At 39.8% G+C, this 22,175-nt stretch carries 12 protein-coding genes; 11 read left to right on the top strand and 1 reads right to left on the bottom strand.

Annotated features, from left to right (window positions below; genetic code table 11):
- Window positions 1-370 precede the first annotated feature (370 nt).
- From DWX33_RS08755 to DWX33_RS08705, 11 genes are all read left to right on the top strand, one after another.
- Window positions 371-916, top strand: a complete 546-nt coding sequence (locus tag DWX33_RS08755; protein WP_009016548.1) for an RNA polymerase sigma-70 factor — start codon at window positions 371-373, stop codon at window positions 914-916.
- Window positions 917-990: 74 nt separating this feature from the next.
- Window positions 991-1,920, top strand: coding sequence for a FecR family protein (locus DWX33_RS08750; RefSeq protein ID WP_009275289.1), 930 nt, complete (start codon window positions 991-993; stop codon window positions 1,918-1,920).
- Between the two features lie 334 nt (window positions 1,921-2,254).
- A complete protein-coding gene (locus DWX33_RS08745; RefSeq protein ID WP_233570146.1) occupies window positions 2,255-5,470 on the top strand; it encodes a TonB-dependent receptor in 3,216 nt (1,071 codons plus the stop codon).
- A gap of 19 nt (window positions 5,471-5,489) precedes the next feature.
- A complete protein-coding gene (locus DWX33_RS08740) occupies window positions 5,490-7,247 on the top strand; it encodes a RagB/SusD family nutrient uptake outer membrane protein (protein WP_122380218.1) in 1,758 nt (585 codons plus the stop codon).
- A gap of 63 nt (window positions 7,248-7,310) precedes the next feature.
- Window positions 7,311-9,656 carry an amylo-alpha-1,6-glucosidase gene (locus tag DWX33_RS08735; RefSeq protein ID WP_122380217.1) on the top strand — a complete coding sequence of 782 codons (2,346 nt, stop codon included), beginning with the start codon at window positions 7,311-7,313 and terminating at the stop codon, window positions 9,654-9,656.
- A 292-nt stretch (window positions 9,657-9,948) separates the two neighbouring features.
- A complete protein-coding gene (locus tag DWX33_RS08730; RefSeq protein ID WP_005867296.1) occupies window positions 9,949-10,494 on the top strand; it encodes an RNA polymerase sigma-70 factor in 546 nt (181 codons plus the stop codon).
- A 74-nt stretch (window positions 10,495-10,568) separates the two neighbouring features.
- Window positions 10,569-11,498 carry a FecR family protein gene (locus tag DWX33_RS08725; RefSeq protein WP_008772924.1) on the top strand — a complete coding sequence of 310 codons (930 nt, stop codon included), beginning with the start codon at window positions 10,569-10,571 and terminating at the stop codon, window positions 11,496-11,498.
- 240 nt (window positions 11,499-11,738) lie between these two features.
- Complete coding sequence (locus DWX33_RS08720) at window positions 11,739-14,948, top strand: TonB-dependent receptor (protein WP_057326166.1); 3,210 nt, start codon at window positions 11,739-11,741, stop codon at window positions 14,946-14,948.
- 13 nt (window positions 14,949-14,961) lie between these two features.
- Window positions 14,962-16,590: a RagB/SusD family nutrient uptake outer membrane protein gene (locus tag DWX33_RS08715; RefSeq protein ID WP_005863235.1), complete on the top strand. Its 1,629-nt coding sequence runs from the start codon at window positions 14,962-14,964 to the stop codon at window positions 16,588-16,590.
- Window positions 16,591-16,652: 62 nt separating this feature from the next.
- The gene (locus DWX33_RS08710; protein WP_122380216.1) at window positions 16,653-18,509 is read left to right on the top strand and encodes a glycoside hydrolase family 127 protein; all 1,857 of its coding nucleotides are present in this window, start codon (window positions 16,653-16,655) and stop codon (window positions 18,507-18,509) included.
- Window positions 18,510-18,525: 16 nt separating this feature from the next.
- The gene (locus DWX33_RS08705; protein ID WP_122380215.1) at window positions 18,526-20,568 is read left to right on the top strand and encodes a beta-L-arabinofuranosidase domain-containing protein; all 2,043 of its coding nucleotides are present in this window, start codon (window positions 18,526-18,528) and stop codon (window positions 20,566-20,568) included.
- 54 nt (window positions 20,569-20,622) lie between these two features.
- Here DWX33_RS08705 and DWX33_RS08700 read toward each other — a convergent pair whose 3' ends face one another.
- The gene (locus tag DWX33_RS08700; protein ID WP_005863241.1) at window positions 20,623-22,122 is read right to left on the bottom strand and encodes a potassium/proton antiporter; all 1,500 of its coding nucleotides are present in this window, start codon (window positions 22,120-22,122) and stop codon (window positions 20,623-20,625) included.
- Between the last annotated feature and the right edge of the window lie 53 nt (window positions 22,123-22,175).

Here is a 22,175-nt window from a genome sequence, read left to right as displayed (position 1 = left end):
CTTCGGCACGAAACTTTTGTCTTCTGTAGGAATGAAGAAAATAGTTCCCTAGGAACTATGTTCATGACTATTTAGTGCCAAATGCCTTTTATGTTAAAACTCCAAAAGATAAGGCAAATATATTGATTTCTTTTAGCAAAACACAATCTTTTCTATTCTAAATCAATATTGTCTTATATTTTATTGACATAACTATATGATTTCAGGGCATAAAAGTCCCACCGGTTAGTCTATTTACGCTCTGTAGATACAATATGTGAATTAGGAAGAAGCGTAGTTTGTAAATACCGAATATAGTTCCTAGGGAACTTTGAAGAACTTAGTTTTACTCCAGAAGTCATGTAATCTTATTTTTATTACTCAGCTTATAATGGCAAAAGACAATTTTAACATTATTTACGAACGAAACTATCAACGATCGTTCATGTTCGCTAAATCATACGTACATGATGATATGATAGCAGAAGATATCGTATCCGATTCTCTTGTGAAGTATTGGAGACTAATCTCCACCCAAAAAGGAGAAGCAACAGAAGCTCTTTTACTTTCGATCTTGAGAAATAAAGCTCTCGACTACTTACGCCATAAAGCTGTACATGATGCTGCGATCGAAAATCTAGAAGAAATAAAAAAGCGAGAACTAAGCATCCGCATATCCACTTTAGAGGCTTGCGATCCAGAAGAAATTTTCCGGGAAGAGATACGCACAATCCTTCAGCGCACCCTACAATCATTGCCCGAACAAACTCGCAGGATATTCGAGATGAGTCGTTTCGAAAACAAAACAGTGAAAGAAATCGCTATAGAAACCAACCTCACCGTAAAAGGAGTAGAATACCACATTACCAAGACTTTAAAAGTATTACGTATCAATCTAAAAGATTATCTTCCCTTATTCTATTTTCTTTTTTCTTGACTTTTCTCGTTTTTCCACTAGGGATCTATCTTGCAGCATCGTTTATTATTTATAAAGCGAAATTAATAGATACCATGAAGGAATTACTACAACGATACATAAAAGGAGAGGTTTCAGAGAAAGAAAGACTGAAAATAGCATCATGGTTAGACGAAAGCCCTGAAAACATGCGTGAATTTCTGGTTTTACGCAAATTATATGACATTTCACTTTGGCAAGCCAATACAGATAAGACAAATTCCGTAAAGAAAGTACATTATTCCATACGGAAGATAATGGCCGAGATCTTAAAAATCGCAGCCATCTTTCTAATCGGCTTTTGGGGAAGCAAACAACTGCAGATACAACAATCGAACAAGAAACAAATGCAAACCATTCATGTCCCTGCCGGACAACGGGCAGAGGTCACCTTAGCCGATGGTACGCATGTATGGCTAAACTCTCGCTCAACCCTAAAATTTCCTGAACAATTCAGCGCAAACACCCGAAACGTGGAATTAGACGGCGAAGGTTACTTCTCTGTCCAGCACAATGAAAATAGTCCATTTACCGTACATACCCAAAATCATGATGTTCAAGTATTAGGTACAGAGTTCAATGTAAAAGCTTACCATAACACATCCTTGTTCGAAACCGCCCTTTTAAAGGGTAGTGTAAAAATCAGTTCCCCTAATTTAAGAAATGGATTACAACTCAAGCCTAATGAAATCGTTAGTATAGAGAATAGGATGCTCAAGAAATCTACAATTAATAATAGCGACTATTTTAAATGGAAAGAAGGCCTGTTCTGTTTTGAGAATGAATCAATCCAAGATCTAATAAAGAAACTAGAACTTTATTATGATACTACGATTGAGATCCAACGTCCCTCATTGTTGAAACATCACTATTCCGGCAAATTTCGTATTCAAGATGGAATAGAGCATGTATTAAAAGTACTTCAGTTAAAACATAAATTCACATACATCAAAGATGACGATAAGAATCTAATAATCATAAAGTAAGAACAGAATGTTAACCTTATAAATCATGTATGCCTATGAGATAAAAAATATCAAAAAAGAAACGGTATATAAAAACCGGGAAATGCGGCAACACTCCCCGGAAAGAATCAATACCACATGCACTTAAATCATCAGTATCAAATTCAAGAGTTACAAATGTATGAAAAATCAAACAAAAAGAGTTATGAAGTTAACTTTTATAACACTATTTCTATCAACCACAGGAATGTTTGCATCTGTTAATTCGCAAAATACACGGGTCAATATCCATGTGAACAATGCAAACACTCAAATTGTCTTAAACGAAATCGAAAAACAAACAGACTATCTCTTTGTGTACGACACCAAAGAAATAGATCTAAATCGTAAGGTTTCCGTAGAGGCGCAAAATAAAACCGTAGCAGATGTGTTATCATCTGTCTTTACCCAAACAGACATCTCATATGCGATGGAGGGTAATAACATCATGTTAATGCGAAAAAACACTTCTGTTACACAACAGAGTAACCGGAGAATCACCGGTGTTGTGAAAGACGCAATTGGTGAACCTATCATTGGAGCAAATATCGTGGAGAAGGGAACCACAAACGGTATAATCACCGACATTAACGGAAATTTCAGCCTTATGGTCTCCGAGAACGCCATCTTGCAAATTTCCTATATCGGATATCAGACGCAAGAAATCCCGACCAAAGGGCAGACGAACATCCAAATTACCATGAAGGATGACGCACAAGCATTGGATGATGTCGTTGTTATCGGTTATGGTACGCAACGCAAGAAAGACGTAGCCGGATCTATCTCTTCCATATCTACGAAGGATTTATCTATTCAATCATCCGGGAATATACAGAACCTTCTTCAAGGTAGGTTATCCGGTGTGTCCGTAACAACTTCCGGCGTAGCTGGCGATGCTCCTGCTATCCGTATTCGAGGTGTCGGAACACTGAATAATAACAGCCCGTTGTATGTCATTGATGGTTTTCCTACAAAAAGCGAGATCGCATCCCAAATAAATCCTTCAAGTATAGAGTCTGTACAAGTATTGAAGGATGCTTCCTCCGCCTCTATCTATGGTTCCCAAGCAGCTAACGGGGTTATCTTAATCACGACAAAGCAAGGTAAAGAAGGAAAACCTACCGTTGACGTAAAAGTAAACGTAGGTGTACAACTTCCTACCAACTTGCCGGAAATGCTAAACTCCCAACAATATGGAGAAGTCTTGTGGAATGCGATGAGAAACGCCGGGTTAACACCACAGCATGACCAATATGGCAACGGAGCTACACCCGTCATTCCTGATTATATTCTACCGGCAGGAGCCATGGAAGGCCAGGTAGATCTCAGCACTTATAATACCGCGGAAAATCAATTTATGCGCGCTAATAAGATCGGAACTAATTGGGCTGATGAAGTTTATCGCCCCGCACCGACTACAAACATTGATATCAGCGCACAAGGAGGTGGCAATGGGTCTAAATATTTCTTGAGCGCAAACTATTATAAACAAGAAGCTCTTGTAAAATGGGCGGGCTATGATCGCTTCTCTTTACGAGCCAATTCTCAATTTAAGATTTTGAGCTTCGCCACATTAGGATCAAACCTAAGCGCAACTTACTCTAAATACAAAGGAAGCAAATCAGACCATGAGGCCGTACGTATGGCTCCGCTTATTCCGGTTTACGACGTAGAAGGTAATTGGGCCGGAACAAAAGCTAATGGTTTAGGTGATTCCAAGAATCCGGTAGCCCAACTTTATAATCAAAGAGAGAATTACAATGACAACCTCAACTTGTTAGGTAATTTGTATTTGGATATCAATTTCTTGAAATACTTCCAATTCAAGACAAATGTCGGCGTAAACGTTGAGGATAGCGGCTCCAAAGAGTTCAATCCAAAAACTTATTGGAACAAAGGAGACGCAAATACGCTAGTGAATTCTTTAAAGGAAGCAAGAGGCCGTAAATCAGAATTGGTTTGGAACAATACTTTGACCTTCACGAAAAAATTTCGTGAAACACATAATCTGAATGTTTTGCTAGGTACAGAAGCCATTAATTCTAAAATAGAGAATCTCTCTGCTTATAGAAGTAATTTTATTATCGAGGATCCCGATTATAGATACCTTGACGCTGGCGAATCCAACAAGGACAATACAGGCAACGCAAATGAATACGCTTTGTTCTCTCTGTTCGCACGTGTCAATTATCAATATAAAGACAAATATTATTTAGGGGCTATTATTCGTCGAGATGGGTCCTCACGTTTTGGTGCGAATCATAGATATGGCTACTTCCCAGGGGTAAACGCCGCATGGAGACTTACGGAAGAAAACTTCATGAAAGGGCAAGATATTCTTAGTGATTTGAAAATCAGAGCCAGTTACGGTTTGACAGGAAATCAGGATATCGATAACTACGCATTTGCGTCCATGTATTATACGAATATCTCAACTAGCAGCTATCCTATAGCGGGAGATCCAAACTCTGTCACTCAAGGTATCAGTAAGGAGAGCATTGGTAATCCGGATCTTAAATGGGAGACGACTACACAAACAAACATTGGTATCGACGCAGGTCTTTTTAATAATAAACTGAATTTGTCATTCGATTTCTACCATAAATATACTACCGACATCTTGCAAAGAATTACTTATCCTTCTACCGGAGGAGTGGCAAGTGCCCCATTTATGAATATCGGTGAAATGCAAAATAACGGATATGAATTGAATATCAATTTCCAGAATACGACAGACTATGGTTTCCGGTACGAATTAGGGCTCATTTTGTCCGGATATCGTAATGAGGTAAAGAAATTAGCTTCAAATCAATTCATATCGAACACATATACAAGAACAGAAGTAGGTCATCCGATTTCCTCTTTCTATGGCTATGTGATCGATGGTATTTTCCAAACACAAGGCGAGGTCGACTCGCATGTAGAACAGTCAGACAAAGCAATCGGCCGTTGGAAATATAGAGATGTGAATAATGACGGAAAAATAGACAGCCAAGATAGGGCCTATATCGGTAATCCTCACCCTGATTTCGAGTACTCTTTGAGTTCACGCTTCTATTACAAGAACTTCGATTTGTCTCTTTATATCCAAGGCAGTCAAGGAAATGATATTTGTTTCGCATCGAAAGGCGGTAGGGATGGCCTTGATTTCTGGGGAGATTATTTCAATAAAAGTACTCGTATATTGAATACTTGGACTCCAGAGAACAGAAATGCGGAACTGCCGGAGATCAATATCTTGAATCCAAATGATGAGGCAGGTAAGGTTTCTTCATACTTAATTGAAGATGGTTCTTATATTCGTTTGAAACAATTAGAATTAGGATATACCCTGCCGAAACAAACGCTTTCGAAAATTGGACTCCAGCAATGTCGTGTTTATTTGAATGCGGAAAACTTATTGACATTGACAAAGTATAACAACATTGATCCCGAGGTTAAGAACGGCGATGACAAGAATATGGGTGTCGATTATATGAATAATATGCCACTAGCACGCGTATTCTCCATTGGTTTCAATTTATCATTCTAATACTTAAAATTAAACAAACATGAAAAATCTATTTCATATAGCGAAAAAAACGTTCACATGGGTAACCGTCACGATGGCTGTTAGCCTGTTTAATGGTTGTTCTGATTTTTTGGATAAACAACCATTAGGCAAATTGAATGAGTCTGTATTAACAGATGAAAGTACCGTGAATAAACTCCTTATTGCCTGCTATAGTCCATTAAACGGATTTATCAACGGAGTTTGGGGAATAACAAGTGGGCCGGATAATGTCTTCTATGGAGATATGTGCGCTGGAAATATCCATAAAGGAAGTACTACCGGCGATCAAGGCGAACTGCTACAGATGGAGCGTTATGTCGCTACTGCTGAAAATGGTCGTATCCGGGATAAATGGATACTGGTATATGGAGCTATTGAGCGTTGCAACGACGTACTTCGTATGCTGAATGATAATAAAATTGATGGCTTATCAGAAGAAAGTGAAATGGAAATTAGAGCAGAAGCCCGTTTCCTAAGAGGATATTATCATTTTGAAGCGAAAAAAATCTGGAACATGGTCCCTTATATTGATGAATACGTAGAAGATCCGCAAAGAAGGGTTCCCAATGACAAAGATATTTGGCCTAATATTGAAGAAGACTTCTCTTTTGCTACCGGAATTTTACCGGATAATCAGAGTGAGCCTGGAAGACCTACGAAAAACGCCGCTAAAGCGTTCTTGGCCAAGGCTTATTTATTCCAGCAAAAATACAGCGAGGCAAAAGTTTTATTAGACGAAGTCATCACTAGCGGAAAATATAAGTTACTTGACAATTATTTTGATAACTTCAATGCGGAGCAAAACAATAACGCAGAAGTGGTATGGTCTAACCAGGTAGCGGTAAATGTAGCGGGAGCTGGTTACGATCGTAGCCAACGTGGTTTCGACTTATCTTATCCCAATGCTCCAGATCAACCAAACTTAAGTGGAGCCGGATTCCAACAACCTACTTTCGACTTAGTGAATGCCTATCAAGTAGACGAAAATGGCCTACCCATGATTGACACTTACGCTAACCATGAATTCAAAAACGACCAAGATATCGAATCAAGCGAGGCATGGGAACCAGATATGGAAACCCCTGTAGATCCGAGATTAGACTGGGTCGTTGGTCGTAGAGGCATTCCATATCATGATTGGGGATTGCACCCGGGAAAAGCTTGGATCAGGGATCAAGTCAGCGCAGGTCCTTATAACCAAAAGAAATGGATTATATTAGAAAGCCAACTTGCTACATACGCTTATGACAATACAGCAAAATTTAACGCAATGAATTTCAATATTATTCGATACGCTCAAGTATTATTGTGGGCTGCGGAATGTGAGGTAGAGGTTGGTAACCCTGAGAAAGCAAAAGAATATGTCAATATGATTCGTCAAAGGGCAAAAGACGGATCTTACGTGAGATTAGGAGATGAAGCGCCTTTTGGCAATGGTCCAGTTGCCGCCAATTACAAAGTGAATATCTATAAAGATTCATGGGCAGGACTTAGTAAAGACGTATTACGAAAACGTGTACGATTTGAAGAACGCTTGGAACTTGCGTTAGAAGGTCATTTCTTCTTCGATTTGGTACGTTGGGATATCGCTGAGGATTTTTTAAATAAATATGTCGAAAGAGAAAAAAGACATATCCAATATTTAAATGGAGCCGTTTTTGATAAGAACCATCGCTATTACGCTATTCCTCTAACTGAAATAGATAGAAGCTATGTCGATGGTAAACCAACATTGACACAGAATCCGGGATATTAATTATAGTAAGTGTGAGGGGGTATCATAATATCCCCTCCACTTTTATCTACAAAAGATTTGAATATGACACAATATCTAAAGTCACTTTATCTATGCATTTGTTTACTGGGGGGATTTATATCTTGTCAAACAAATGAAAGTATCACTCAAGATGAGGAGATACAAACAATCATGGAAGGAATCTCGAATCAAGCGGGTCAAGAAAAAAATCCTTATCTGACAGCAGGAGATAAAACCTACATAATAGGTACGCAAGATGGAAACTTCCCTGATCTTGGTGGACATACTCCCGGAGAGATGGGAGGAGTTTGGAATCATTTGATCAAGCTATTAGATGGCTTTTGGGTAAAAATGACAGATAATAAAGGTAATTCTTGTTGGTTGGAAAACGCAATACAATATACGAATTATCCTTTTGGAAGTAAATTTGAGTACGCTCCTTTATTTAATAATAGTATCCGTGTCAATCGTTTCCAATTTTGTCCACAAGGAAAAAATGGTGTTGTTATTACCTATACCATCGAAAATGTATCGGATTCAGAGCAAACAGTCCTTTTTGATTTTGTCGCAAAAACAGATTTGTTGCCTGTATGGTCATCCGGGACAATCGGGTTAAAAGACGCAAATGATGTCGTGAACTGGGATGCCCAAGATGCCATTTTTAAAGCGAAAGATTTAGGTAATAACTGGAACGTGATTTGGGGAGCGGATCAACATACGAGTATTTATCAACTAGATACTCCTACTTATATAAATACGCAAGGAACGGGTAAAAGTGCCTCTTCTACTTATACGATTACACTTCCTAAGAATCAGGAGAAAAAACTTTCTTTTGTCATCGCAGGATCAAAAGACAGTGAGGAGGATGCCCTAAAAAGTTACAAAGACATCTTAGCGAACCATTCCGAAATGTTGGAAGATAAAAAAATGTATTACACCCAACTATTAGAGAGAGGACGGATTAACATTCCAGATAAAAAGTTACAAGAGGTTTATAACTGGTGCAAAATCAATACGGAATGGCTTGCGGCAGATATGGAAGGTGTAGGACGCTTTCTGGGAGCGGGCGCAATTGAATATCCATGGTTATTCGGTTGTGATAATTCTTATTCATTACAAGGCCTTGTCGCTACAGGTGACCAAAAATTAGCAAAAGAGACATTGAGAGTTATCAAAGAGATGTCAGAGAAAGCCAATGGGAATGGCCGTATTTTGCATGAAATGGCATTCAACGCATTCGTCAGCCACAAAGGAAATACTCAAGAGACTGCTCATTTTGTCATCGCTGTATGGAATGTTTATAAATGGACTGGTGATAACAAATTCCTTGCAGATATGTATCCTTATATGCAAAAAGGTCTGAACTTCCTTTTGAAAGATATGGATACAAACAAGAATATGTTCCCCGAAGGGTATGGAATCATGGAAGTTAGAGGATTAAATGCGGAATTGATTGATGTCTCTGTTTATACCCAGCAAGCACTGGAAGTTATGTCGCAGATTGCCTTAATAATGGGAGAAGATGCATTTGCCAGTGAGTGCGCCTCGCAAGCAATCGATTTGAAAGAAAGGATAAACGACCTATTTTGGGATAAGGATTTAGAAATTTATTGTGATTTTTATGGAACGAGAGAGCAAGCCTTAGAAACGACTAAAGGTGCTATCGAACAGGTTCGTAATACAGAATACAGGTGGGATGTTGCCGAGGTTTCCTTACAGGAATATGAGGATAGCAAGAAAAAGCATATCGCAATGTATGAGGATATGTATAAACAATTTGAAGCGTATCCAACTGGTATTATGAAAGGATGGTTAACTAACAAGAATTGGGTAATAAGCACTCCAATAGAAACTCATATTGCCTCAGAAGACAGAGCTATTCGGCAATTGGATAAAGTACGAAAAGAGCATTGCGGCGAATATGGTCCTTATTTATCCGCAGTCGAAAGAGATCGCATGATGACTATCGCAACAGGCGTACAAGCGATGGCCGAATGCGCTTACGGACGTGTAGATGAGGCTTTATGGTATATCAATCGCATCGTCGATACATTTGGCCGTACACTTCCGGGATCAATTAATGAGATGATGCCTGATTATGGCTGCCCTGTTCAAGCATGGACCATCTATGGTATAGCAACACCTTTGATTCGTTATATATATGGCATACAACCAGAAGCCTATAAAAAGACCTTGACCCTAAGTCCTAATTTACCATCAGATTGGGACTTTATTGAAATGAAAGATCTTCCTGTTGGAAATAATAAGATTAATTATAAAGTAAAACAACTGGAAGATGGATTGGAAATCACGTTAGATACAACTGAAAAGGATTGGAGTTACCTATTAAGACCGGTAAAACAACCTATCAAGCGATTTATCGTGAATGGTAAGGAACAACGGATTTAGAGAGAGACGGGGCATGCCCCGTCTCCACATATAGACACCGCCTCATAATGATCTAAAATTAAAACAGATAACCCCAACTATTTTGAGTAAATAGAACTTAGTCTGAATTCCGTATTCAAGACCTCTTTCCACTCTAACCTTTTACTATCAATGCGATAAATGGACAACAATCAATTTCTTTCATCCCATATTATACTTGAGATAACCGGAAAGCGGGGAAAATGAAAGTATGATTACTTTAACTATTTTTCTATCAAAAATTCCTACTTTTACCGCTAAATCTGTATTGAAGATGAAAGGAGACGATTTTAATATCATTTATGAACGGAATTACCGACGGTCATTCCTGTTCACCAAATCATATGTACATGATGACATGGTGGCTGAGGATATCGTAGCTGAATCGCTTGTAAAATATTGGCGACTGGTCTCTGCTGGAGAAAACGAGATAACAGAAGCCTTATTGCTCACGATTTTGAAAAATAAAGCCCTTAACTATTTACGCCATAAAGCCATACATGATGCCGCTATTGAAAATTTAGAGGAAATAAAAAATAGAGAACTAAGCATTAGAATTTCCACACTCGAGGCTTGCGATCCGAAAGAGATCTTCTCTGATGAGGTCAATAGGATCATCCACAAAACTTTAAAAAACTTACCAGAACAAACTCATCGAATATTCGAGATGAGCCGCTTCGAGAATAAAACCGTAAAAGAAATAGCGGATGAGACAAACCTCACCATAAAAGGTGTAGAATACCACATAACCAAGGCTTTAAAAGCTTTGCGTATCAACTTGAAAGACTATCTACCCTTATTTTATTTTCTTTTTTCTTAATTTTTTTCATTTTTCCACTAGGGATTTAGCGCACAGCGTTGTTTTTATAATAGAAAATAAATTAACAGACATTCATGGAGCAATTACTACAACGGTACATAAGAGGTAAGGTTTCCGAAGAAGAGAGACTGAAAGTAGTGTCATGGCTGGACGAAAGTCCTGATAACATGCGTGAATTTCTGGCTTTACGTAAATTATATGATATTTCACTTTGGCATACGGATACAGAGCAAAAAACACTTCATAAAAAATTCATTCCAACAATTCGACGTATCGCAATCGAAACACTAAAAATAGCAGCGATCTTTTTAATTGGAATCTTTGTTACTAAACAATTCGTAGAACAAAAGGTAGAGGATATACAAATACAAACCATCCATGTACCCACAGGTCAGCGAGCTGAGTTAACTTTAGCGGACGGGACACATGTTTGGCTCAACTCTCGCTCGACATTGAAATTTCCTAATAAATTCGGCACAAATAAACGGAACGTAGAACTTAACGGAGAAGGGTATTTTTCTGTACATCATGACAAAAAACGTCCTTTTACCGTACAAACCGAAAAATACGCAATTCATGTATTGGGTACCGAATTTAATGTTAAGGCATATCACAACAGTCCTTTATTTGAGACAGCATTATTAAATGGCAGCGTAGAAATATCTTCCTTAACTATGCCGAAAAGATTACGCCTAAAGCCGAACGAGATGGCGATCGCAAGTCAGGAAGGATTAAATACATCCCATATTCCTGACTACAACTACTTTAAATGGAAAGAGGGATTATTCTGTTTCGAAGACGAGTCGATCCAAAGTTTAATAGAAAAGTTACAGCTTTATTATGATATTAAAATTGATGTTCAACGACCATCCTTACTTCAATACCGTTATTCCGGCAAATTCCGTATCAAAGACGGAATTGACCATGTATTGAAAGTATTACAATTAAAACATAAATTCACTTATACAAAAAATGAAGAGACGAATCTAATCGTGATAAAATAAATATTTAGTCGTTAACCTTTTAAATACAGAATATAGAGAATGAAAACATAACAAACAATTAACAGCACAAATTACACAAAAAGGGAGATGCTGCAACATCCCCCTTCCGTAAGTCAGTACCAGACTTGCGAAAATAAATTCATTTAGTACTAACAAATAAGACATTACAAATGTATGAAAAAAATTTGTAACGGGCATTTTATGTCCCCTTTTAACACAGAAGACAAAACATTTCGAATAATGAGATTAACATTCATTGCATTATTTGTATTCAGTTTCAGCTTACTCGCATCCGTACATTCACAAACGATGCGCATCAATATCAATGCTAATAATGAATCTACGCATTCAATTTTAGAACAGATAGAACAGCAAACTGATTATTTATTCATTTATAATACAAATGAAATCGACTTAAACCGTAAAGCATCCGTACACGCTCAAGACCAAACGGTAATGGATGTTTTGTCACAAATTTTCAGAAACACGAATATTGGATATGCGATTGAAGGCAGTAATATCATGTTGATGAAGAAAGATGAAAAAGCAGAACAACAACAGGATAACAATAAGGTCTCAGGAACAATTACAGATAAATCCGGAGAACCTATTATCGGTGCTAACGTCGTTATAAAAGGAACAACTAACGGAACTATTACAGATATAGATGGTAATTATACGTTAGATGTTCCTGTTTCTGCCATCTTGCAGATTTCCTATATCGGATATTTGACACAAGATGTTCCTGTAAATGGGAAACAACAAATCAATATCCGTTTAGTAGAAGATACGCAACAATTAGACGAGGTGGTAGTGGTTGGCTACGGTACACAGAAAAAAGGGGAATTAACTTCATCTATTTCCAGCATAAAAAGTGAAACATTCATTCAAGGTTCAGTGCAAGACGCAGCCCAGTTGCTTCAAGGAAAGGTTGCGGGACTTGGCATTGTCATGCCAAATGGTGATCCGACGTCTTCATCCCAAATTGTATTGCGTGGTATCGGCTCACTAAAAGGAGACCGGGTGCCATTAGTTATTGTCGATGGAGTTCCGGGTGATATGAGCACTGTTGCACCAGAAGATATCGAAAGCATAGATGTTATAAAAGACGGCTCAGCCGCCGCCATTTATGGAACCAGAGGAAATAATGGTGTTATTTTCATCACCACAAAAAAAGTGAAAGGAGAGATACCTGTAACTATTGATATTCAAGCTTATGTCACTACCCAGCAAATCAAAAAAAGATTAGATATGATGGATGCCAATCAATACCGTCAATTAGTAAAACAAGGGAAACCCGGCGCTATTGATTATGGTTACGACACAGATTGGCTAGACCAGATATTAAGGACTCCTATTTCTTACGTAACTAATGCCAGTCTACGCGGAGGTAATCGCAACTCTAATTATATCGCAAACATAAACTATAAGTCTGGCCAAGGCATTATCAAACGCTCAGACAATAGAGTATTAACCACACGATTGGAAATCAACCACTCTATGTGGGATAACTTATTAAAGTTTAATTTAAACATCATGGGTAAAGAACAAAGATATACAGCCTTAGGAGATGGCAAAAGCTTCAATGGGGAAATTTACCGAAATGCGTTAATCAATATTCCAACTGAACGTCCGAAAGACGATAACGGAAACTGGATTGAACATCCGACAATGAACGGATATATGAATCCGGTAGCTGCGCTATATGAAAGTAATGGCGAGAATAAAAGTACCCAATTACGTACATTCGGAACCGTTACATTGACTCCCATGGATGAATTTTTCGTAAAAGCATTAGTGTCGAGAACCTCTTATAATCAAACCCGCGGATATGCTGAAACTAAAAAACACATATCAACTGTCCGCAATGGCAAAAACGGGTTTGCTTCTCGTGGAACAACAGCTTCTATCGATAATCTGTTAGAGATCACAGCCCAATACAAAAATAATTTTGGTGCTCATAATCTTACTGGTTTAGCGGGTTATTCTTATCAAGACAATACCTATGAAAATTATTGGATGCAAAACTGGGATTTTCCATCCGATCAATATAGCTATAATAATATGGGCGCTGGAGCTGCCTTAAAAAGAGGAGAAGTTGAGGAAAAGTCTGAAAAAAACAAGTCTAAGTTAATCGGTGTATTTGCTCGTATCAACTATAGTTTCAATGATCGTTATTTAGCATCTGTCAGTATCCGTCATGAAGGAGCTACACAATTCGGAGCTAATTATAAATGGGGAAATTTTCCGGCTGTATCCGTAGGTTGGAATATACATAATGAGGAATTCATGAGCTCCTTACGTTTTATCAGTAGCTTGAAAGCTCGTTTAGGTTTTGGTGTAACGGGTTCAATTCCTGAAGATCCATATATGTCATTAAGCCGCTTGACCAGCGATAAGAATCTCTATACTGGTTCTGGCTGGCTTCCTTCATTAAAACCTTCAAGTAACGCAAATCCAAACCTGCGTTGGGAAAAAAAAGAAGAGTGGAACTTAGGAGTAGACTTCGGCGTTCTTGATAACCGTATCAGTGGATCTATAGACCTTTATAAACGCACGACAAAAGATATGCTATGGAACTATCAAGTAGCCACTCCTCCTTATTTATATCAGGAAATCCTCGCAAACGCAGGAACTATGCAAAATAAAGGACTAGAGATACACCTCAGTGCAATCCCAGTACAAACAAAAGAATTCTCATGGACAACTAGCTTTAATTATTCGACCAACAAAAATAAGTTGGTTGCCCTATCAAACGAGGAATTCCAATTAAAATCCGGTTATATAGAAGATGGCTGGACTGGCGAACCTATCCAACAATATACCCATCGAATATTTGAAGGGGGTGAGGTTGGTAATTTCTACGGTTTTAAAACTATTGATATAGATAACGAAGGACGTTGGATTATTGAAGATAAAAACGGTAATCCAAAACCGATCTCAGAGCAACAAGCAGAAGATAAAAAAATTATTGGAAATGGCCTGCCCAAACACCTATTAAGCTGGGATAACAGTTTTACCTTCAAAAATTTCGACTTAGGTATAACTATGCGAGGTGCATTCGACTATGACATCCTCAACTACCCCCGCATGTTTTATGAATGTCCTGTAAACTTGACCCGGGGAAATTTGCTTGCCACAGCTTATGAACCGAAGTACGGAAAGACTGTACTAAACGACCAACAGGAACTTCAATATGTTAGCTATTTCATCGAAAGAGGAAACTTTTGGAAAATTGATAATATCACCATTGGTTATACCTTAAAACTTAAGAATGATTATTTAAAAAGGATACGTATATACGCAACCGGTAATAACCTATTCACATTTACAGAATACAGTGGATTAGACCCTGAGGTTAATACGCAAGGACTTAATCCCGGATGTGATGAATTAGGCCGTTACCCTTCTACACGTTCCTTTACTTTAGGCGCAATGTTTACTTTTTAAAATAAATAAACTCATGAATACAATTAAAAAACATATAAATATTTTATTATTAGGTTGCTGTTCATTGAACTTTATTTCCTGCACAGACCTAACCGAAGAAATCTTCTCTGACATTACTGAAGATAGTTATAAATATGAAGCTGGAGACGCAACTAAAGTGGTTGGTGCCGCTTATACCAATCTTCAAGATTGGGGATATTGCGGTTCCGGACAAGCTCCAATGCTGAGTCAAGAAATATGTACCGATGCCGCAGTGTTCCCCGCTAATGGTTCCGGTTGGGATGATGGAGGTGTATTTCGTAGAATGCATCAACATTCATGGAACTCCGAACAATTACAAGTGAATCGTTTATGGGAAGTTTGCTATTCCGGAATTATCTTGGCAAACCGGGCTATCAGCATTATCAACCAAGATGATTTTCCTTTTGCCGCTAATGAAAACAAGGCTGCCATGATCGCTGAATCTCGAGCATTACGTGCTTTCTATTACTGGTACATCATGGATAATTTTGGAGATGCTCCTTTAGTCACGGAACCCACCTCAGAATTACCTGTAAAAACATCCCGGAAGGATCTTTATGATTTTATAGTCAAAGAACTAAAAGAGTCTTTCAGCGATCTCCCAACAGAGAAAAATGAATCTAATTATGGAAGATTCACATTATGGGGAGCTAAAGCCCTCCTCGCTAACGTATATTTGAACGCAGAAGTATATACAGGTGATCCCCAATGGAATGCTTGTATTCAAGAGTGTGATGATATTATTAATTCCGGAAAATATAGTTTAGACATTAATTATAGCGATCCATTTAAGGCACACAATGAAAACTCATTAGAAAATATATTAGTCATTCCTTATGATGAAATATTTGCCACTGGATTTAACTATCATTTAGCCGCCTTACACGGAGCAAACCAAAAAACGTATGATCTAGTTGGAAGCCCTTGGGGAGCTGGGGCCTATAAAGGAATACCTCAATTCATCGACACCTATGATCCAGATGACGAACGTTTAAATGCGACTTGGCTAGGAGGTCCCCAATACGCATCTGACCGGACACCTCTCACAGGCTCTTATGACTTAATGGGACAACCGCTTATCTTCGTCAACAAAATGCCCAACGGAATTTTCACTGGTGAGGCAGAAGGATATCGCTGGTTAAAATATGAGGTTGAGATGGGAGCCAGAAGTGAACTAAATAATGATTTGGTCTTATTCAGACTTACGCAAGTCCATATGATGAAAGCAGAATGCCTTTTACGTACTGGGAAAGCAGATCAAGCAGCGTCTATTGTAAGTATGGTCAGAAAAAGAGCTTTTAAAGAACATCCTGAAAAAGCAATTGTCTCAGGAGCGCAATTACAAGAAAAATCCTGTTATAAATACGGTACGGTAGAAAACTATGTATTAACTTCGCAAAATCAAGTTTATCCGGAAAAATTCGGACGTTTCTATGATGAACTAGGTTGGGAATTCGCTGGAGAATCTTATCGCCGGAGAGATATGATACGTTTCGGTCATTTCACAAAAGCTAAATGGTTATCTCATGAGCCGAATGGAGATTATAAAACGGTATTTCCCTTACCTCAAAAAGTAGTAGATACCAATCCGAATCTGGAACAAAATCCGAATTATCAATAATAACATAGAGGGTATGTCTCTATATTGACATACCCTCCTTTAATCTCAATTTCTAAAGCTATATGAAGCAATACCTTTTACTCGCTGCGTCTGCCTTTCTTTTGCAAGGGTGCCAGACCTCTAAAGAAGATATAAAGGAACAGCCTTTGAAAATGATCGAGCAGATCGATTTCTCTCATGTGAAAATCAATGATAACTTTTGGTCACCCAGACTCAGTAAACATGTCTCGGCGACCTTGCCTGTCTGTATCGATCAAATAGAGAATCAAACCGGGCGTATCCGTAATTTCGAGAATGCAGCGAAAGGGGAAGGAGAGCATTCCGGCATTTTCTTTGATGATTCCGATGTATATAAAGCGTTAGAAGGTATGGCTTATAGCCTGATCAACAATCCGGATCCCGAGCTGGAGAAGAAGGCGGACGAATGGATTGATAAATTCGCTGCCGCCCAACAACCAGATGGCTACATCAATACCTTCTATACACTCACCGGATTGGATAAACGGTGGACCAATATGGACAAACATGAGATGTACTGTGCCGGACATATGATTGAGGCTGGAGTGGCGTATTATCAAGCTACTGGAAAGCGCAAGTTATTAGACGTATGTATCCGCATGACAGATCATATGATGAGCCAATTCGGTCCGGGAAAAAGACATTGGGTACCGGGACATGAGGAAATAGAACTGGCGCTTGTCAAGCTTTATCAAACCACCCAAGAGCAGAAATATCTGGATTTCGCTTATTGGCTGCTGGAGGAACGTGGACACGGTCACGGCACTATGGGTGATGAAGGTAAATGGGACCCGGTTTACTATCAAGATATCGTTCCCGTCCGGCGACTTACCGATATCTCCGGGCATGCGGTACGATGTATGTATTTGTATTGCGGTATGGCTGATGTGGCTGCCTTGAAGAATGATACGGGATATATAGCCGCCATAGATCGTCTATGGGATGATGTGGTACACCGCAATATGTATATCACCGGGGGAATCGGTTCATCCCGGGATAACGAAGGGTTTACGGAGGATTACGATTTACCGAACCTAGATGCTTATTGCGAGACTTGCGCTTCTGTCGGAATGGTGCTTTGGAACCAACGTATGAACCAACTTACCGGAGACTCTAAATACATCGACGTACTGGAACGTTCTTTATATAACGGTGCGCTTGCCGGTATCTCCTTGGGTGGAGACCGTTTCTTCTATGTCAATCCGCTGGAATCTAAGGGTGATCACCATAGACAAGAATGGTATGGTTGCGCTTGTTGCCCAAGTCAGCTTTCACGCTTCTTGCCTTCTATCGGAAATTATATCTACGCCTCCTCCGATGATGCGTTATGGGTAAATCTATATATCGGAAATACGGGGCAAATACGGATAGGAGAGACTGATATCCTATTAACACAAGAAACGGACTATCCGTGGGATGGATCGGTAAAACTAACAATTTCTACGTCTCAGCCTTTGGAGAAAGAGATACGCCTCCGCATTCCGAATTGGTGCAAAACCTATGATTTAAGTATCAATGGTAAGAGAATAAACGTGTCTGAGGAAAAAGGCTATGCGGTAATCAAGGATTGGAAATCACAAGATGTAATCGCTCTAGATATGGATATGCCCGTGGAAATTGTCGCGGCAGATCCGCATGCCAAGGAAAATTTCGGCAAACGGGCGATTCAACGAGGGCCACTTGTATACTGCATGGAAGAAATAGACAACCCGGTATATTTCGATCAAATACAGCTGAGCCCAAGTACAACATTCCAGACAGCCTTCGCTTCCGATATATTGAATGGGATAAAAACAATTAAAACAAACGGTAGGGCACAATCTGCTACCTTTATTCCCTATTACGCGTGGGATAACCGTAAAGCAGGAAAAATGAGGGTATGGATCCCCTATAACGAATAACTAAAAAAGCATCAAAATGAAGTATTTATTAACGATAACATTATCAAGCCTAATCTCAATTACCTCCTTTTCTGCCACTTTGCCGGGAAATGAAGGTTCTATCAACATTAATTACCCGAACAATCGTTATCCATTAGCCTCTAAGCCTTATATAGAGTTGCCTATTGGGGATGTTAAACCTGCAGGTTGGCTAAAAATCCAAATGGAACGAATGTGTACGGGAATGACCGGCCATCTGGATTCTATCTATACGAAAGTAATGGGACCGCGTAACGGTTGGTTAGGCGGAGATGGAGACGTATGGGAACGAGGCCCATACTGGATAGATGGCTTACTACCTTTGGCTTACATCATGAATGATGAGGCCCTGATCCAAAAAGTAAAGCCTTGGGTTGAATGGACATTGGCCTCTCAAAAGCCTAACGGATATTTCGGGCCAGATACAGACAGAGACTATGAACCCGGCTTACAACGGGATAACGCACAAGATTGGTGGCCCAAAATGGTTATGCTCAAAGTTCTGCAACAATATTATTCCGCTACCAACGATCAAAGAGTTATCTCGTTCCTCACTAATTATTTCAAATACCAGCTTTCTGAACTACCTAAAAGTCCTTTGGGAAAATGGACTTTCTGGGCTGAACAACGAGGAGGGGATAATCTGATGGTCGTATATTGGCTTTATAATATCACGGGTGATCCTTTCCTTCTGGAGTTAGGAGAGTTAATCCATAAGCAAACCTTCAATTGGACCGACGTGTTCTTGAACCAAGATCATTTAGCCCGGCAAAACAGCCTGCATTGTGTAAATCTCGCCCAAGGATTCAAGGAACCTGTCATTTATTACCAACAGAGCCATAATCCTCAAAATCTGGAAGCGGTTAAGGAAGCTGTACGGAAAATGCGCCATACGATTGGTTTTCCTACAGGATTATGGGCGGGAGATGAACTTTTACGTTTCGGTAACCCGACACAAGGATCGGAACTCTGTACCGCTGTCGAGATGATGTTCTCTCTCGAGAAAATGTTAGAGATAACCGGAGATGTCCAGTGGGCTGATCATTTAGAGAAAGTCGCATACAATGTACTGCCAACACAGATCAAGGATGACTTTTCCGCACGACAATATTATCAGCAAGTCAATCAAGTAGCGATCACTTGCGAAGGACGTAACTTTGTCTCACCACACGAGGACACAGACATTGTTTTCGGAGAATTGAGCGGTTATCCTTGTTGTACCTCCAATCTACATCAAGGTTGGCCTAAATTCACACGACATCTATGGTTTGCCACCGCCGATAATGGCATCGCTTCACTTATCTACGCACCATCGGAAGTGACTGTCCAAGTGGGAAACGACATCACGGTTAAAATCGCAGAGAAGACCAATTATCCCTTTGAAGAAAAGATCGATTTCAATTTATCGTTCCCTAGCAAGAAAGACAAGAAAGCCTTTTTCCCTTTTCACTTGCGTATTCCTGTTTGGTGTAATAATCCCGTGATTACGATAAATGGCGAGGCTGTCTCTATCGCAGCTCACTCTGGCGAAATCGTACGAATCAACCGGGAATGGAAAGATGGCGATCATATCCAGCTAGAGCTACCCATGCGTATATCCACAAGCAATTGGTATGACGATGCGGTTGTTATCGAACGAGGCCCATTATTGTATTCCCTAAAGATGGATGAGAAATGGGAACGCAAGGTTGATCAACGCCCGGAGTCTTCACATAAAGGAGAATGGTATTATGAGGTCACCTCTACTTCACCATGGAATTATTCCCTGATTCGCAAATATCTGAAAGAAGAAGAACTAGAGAAAAATTTCGTCGTTAGAAAGGCAGAGAACATCGCCCCTTACCCATGGAACCTAGAGAATGCCCCTATCACGATCAAAACAAAGGGACGGATCTTACCTTCATGGAAAATGTTCAAAGGTTCCGCCGGCCCCGTAAATTTCTTCATGCAAGCCGACGAACCGATGGGTGATGAAGAGACGATCGAGTTAATTCCTTATGGCTGTACCACTTTACGTATAACCGAGTTCCCGGTACGATAAAATAATGTGCCAATGCTTATTCTACACAAAGAGTATTCGCATTGGCACATTATTTCAATTCTTCTTCATCGTATAATCCTTCACCCCCAAGGAATCATACGCCTGCAAAAGCGCCTCATCATTATCGGAAATCATTAACAACTTATCATTCTCCTTTAATTCCGTATTTCCTTTCGGGATAAAATAGCGGCCTTCCCGTTTCACCATTACCGCCAAGGTATGATCGGGTAAAGTCAGCTGCATCAATTTATTTCCATGGGATAATACCGCCGGGGTAATATCGATCTCGCTCATAGCGCTCTTGATCTCCTCGGGAAGCTCGATGCCAAACTCATCCTTTCGTTCCGGCTCATCCACCATATCCAGCCATTTTGCGGCTTGAGTAACCGTGGTTCCTTGAATCAGCAAAGAAAGAATCGTGATAAAGAATACGATATTAAAGAACATACCGGCATGCTCGATCCCGGCGATCATCGGGTAAGTAGCGAAAATAATAGGAACCGCCCCGCGTAATCCCACCCATGAGATATACAGTTTACCTTTGAAGGAGAAATTCTTATAAGGTATCAAGCAAAGGAACACGCTAATCGGACGGGCGATCAAGATCATAAAGACTCCCACCATAACACCTACACCCGTCACCGGTAATAACTCATGCGGGTTCACTAGCAAGCCTAACGTAAGGAACATCACGATCTGCCACAACCAAGCGAAACCGTCAAAGAACGTCCCCATACTTTTCTTGTGAACAATCTTAGCGTTACCAACCACCAAACCAGCGATATAAACCGCTAAATAGCCATTACCCTTACATAAGGTCGTAGCGGCGAAGGTGAAGAAAGCCGTAGCCAATAAAAGGATCGGATACAAAGACTCGTTATCTATATCGATCTTATTGATAATCAACACAGCCAGTCTCCCCAATAAGAAACCGGCGATAGCTCCCACCGATAATTGAATGACCAAGGATAGCCCGGCCTCCCAAATATTCATACCTCCACTTTGTATGTAAGCGATCAGAAGCAAGGTAAGCATATAAGCCATCGGGTCATTACTACCACTCTCCAGTTCCAAGGTAGGACGCAGACGCTCTTTCAAATAAACCCCTTTACTGCGCAAGATGGAGAAAACCGAGGCTGAGTCCGTAGAGGACATGACCGCCGCCAGCAATAAAGATTCCGGGAAAGTCAACGTAACATATTTGCCAAATAAACCAAATAACCAATAGATAAACCCGCCCGTGATAAAAGTCGTGGCCAGCACCCCGAGCGTAGCCAATACCACACCTTGCGAGGCGATAGGTTTGACCTCCGCAACTTTCGTATCCATACCACCCGAGAACAAGATGATACTCAACGCCAACATGCCGATAAACTGGGCCACATTCGGATCGCTGAACTGGATGCCCAGACCATCGCTGCCAAACAACATTCCCACACCAAGGAACAACAACAAAGCGGGTAAGCCGAAACGATAACCGGCCTTACCGGCGAATATACTTAAAAACAGGATCACAGAAGCTATTAATAGCACTTGCTCAGGATTTTGAAACATACGCAAAACGGGTTTTATGATTAGTGATTTGATACTTTGTCACAAAGTTCGTA

This window comes from Parabacteroides sp. AF19-14, assembly GCF_003635485.1.
Taxonomy (GTDB): domain Bacteria; phylum Bacteroidota; class Bacteroidia; order Bacteroidales; family Tannerellaceae; genus Parabacteroides; species Parabacteroides distasonis.
Note: the sequence above shows the minus strand (reverse complement) of the source record. Positions and strands in the feature narration are given on the sequence as shown.

Bases quoted from the DNA above. Each gene is read 5' to 3' on its own strand.
- DWX33_RS08755 (WP_009016548.1), top strand. From the start codon at position 371: ATGGCAAAAGACAATTTTAACATTATTTACGAACGAAACTATCAACGA.
- DWX33_RS08750 (WP_009275289.1), top strand. From the start codon at position 991: ATGAAGGAATTACTACAACGATACATAAAAGGAGAGGTTTCAGAGAAA.
- DWX33_RS08740 (WP_122380218.1), top strand. From the start codon at position 5,490: ATGAAAAATCTATTTCATATAGCGAAAAAAACGTTCACATGGGTAACC.
- DWX33_RS08735 (WP_122380217.1), top strand. From the start codon at position 7,311: ATGACACAATATCTAAAGTCACTTTATCTATGCATTTGTTTACTGGGG.
- DWX33_RS08730 (WP_005867296.1), top strand. From the start codon at position 9,949: ATGAAAGGAGACGATTTTAATATCATTTATGAACGGAATTACCGACGG.
- DWX33_RS08725 (WP_008772924.1), top strand. From the start codon at position 10,569: ATGGAGCAATTACTACAACGGTACATAAGAGGTAAGGTTTCCGAAGAA.
- DWX33_RS08720 (WP_057326166.1), top strand. From the start codon at position 11,739: ATGAGATTAACATTCATTGCATTATTTGTATTCAGTTTCAGCTTACTC.
- DWX33_RS08715 (WP_005863235.1), top strand. From the start codon at position 14,962: ATGAATACAATTAAAAAACATATAAATATTTTATTATTAGGTTGCTGT.
- DWX33_RS08710 (WP_122380216.1), top strand. From the start codon at position 16,653: ATGAAGCAATACCTTTTACTCGCTGCGTCTGCCTTTCTTTTGCAAGGG.
- DWX33_RS08705 (WP_122380215.1), top strand. From the start codon at position 18,526: ATGAAGTATTTATTAACGATAACATTATCAAGCCTAATCTCAATTACC.
- DWX33_RS08700 (WP_005863241.1), bottom strand. From the start codon at position 22,122: ATGTTTCAAAATCCTGAGCAAGTGCTATTAATAGCTTCTGTGATCCTG.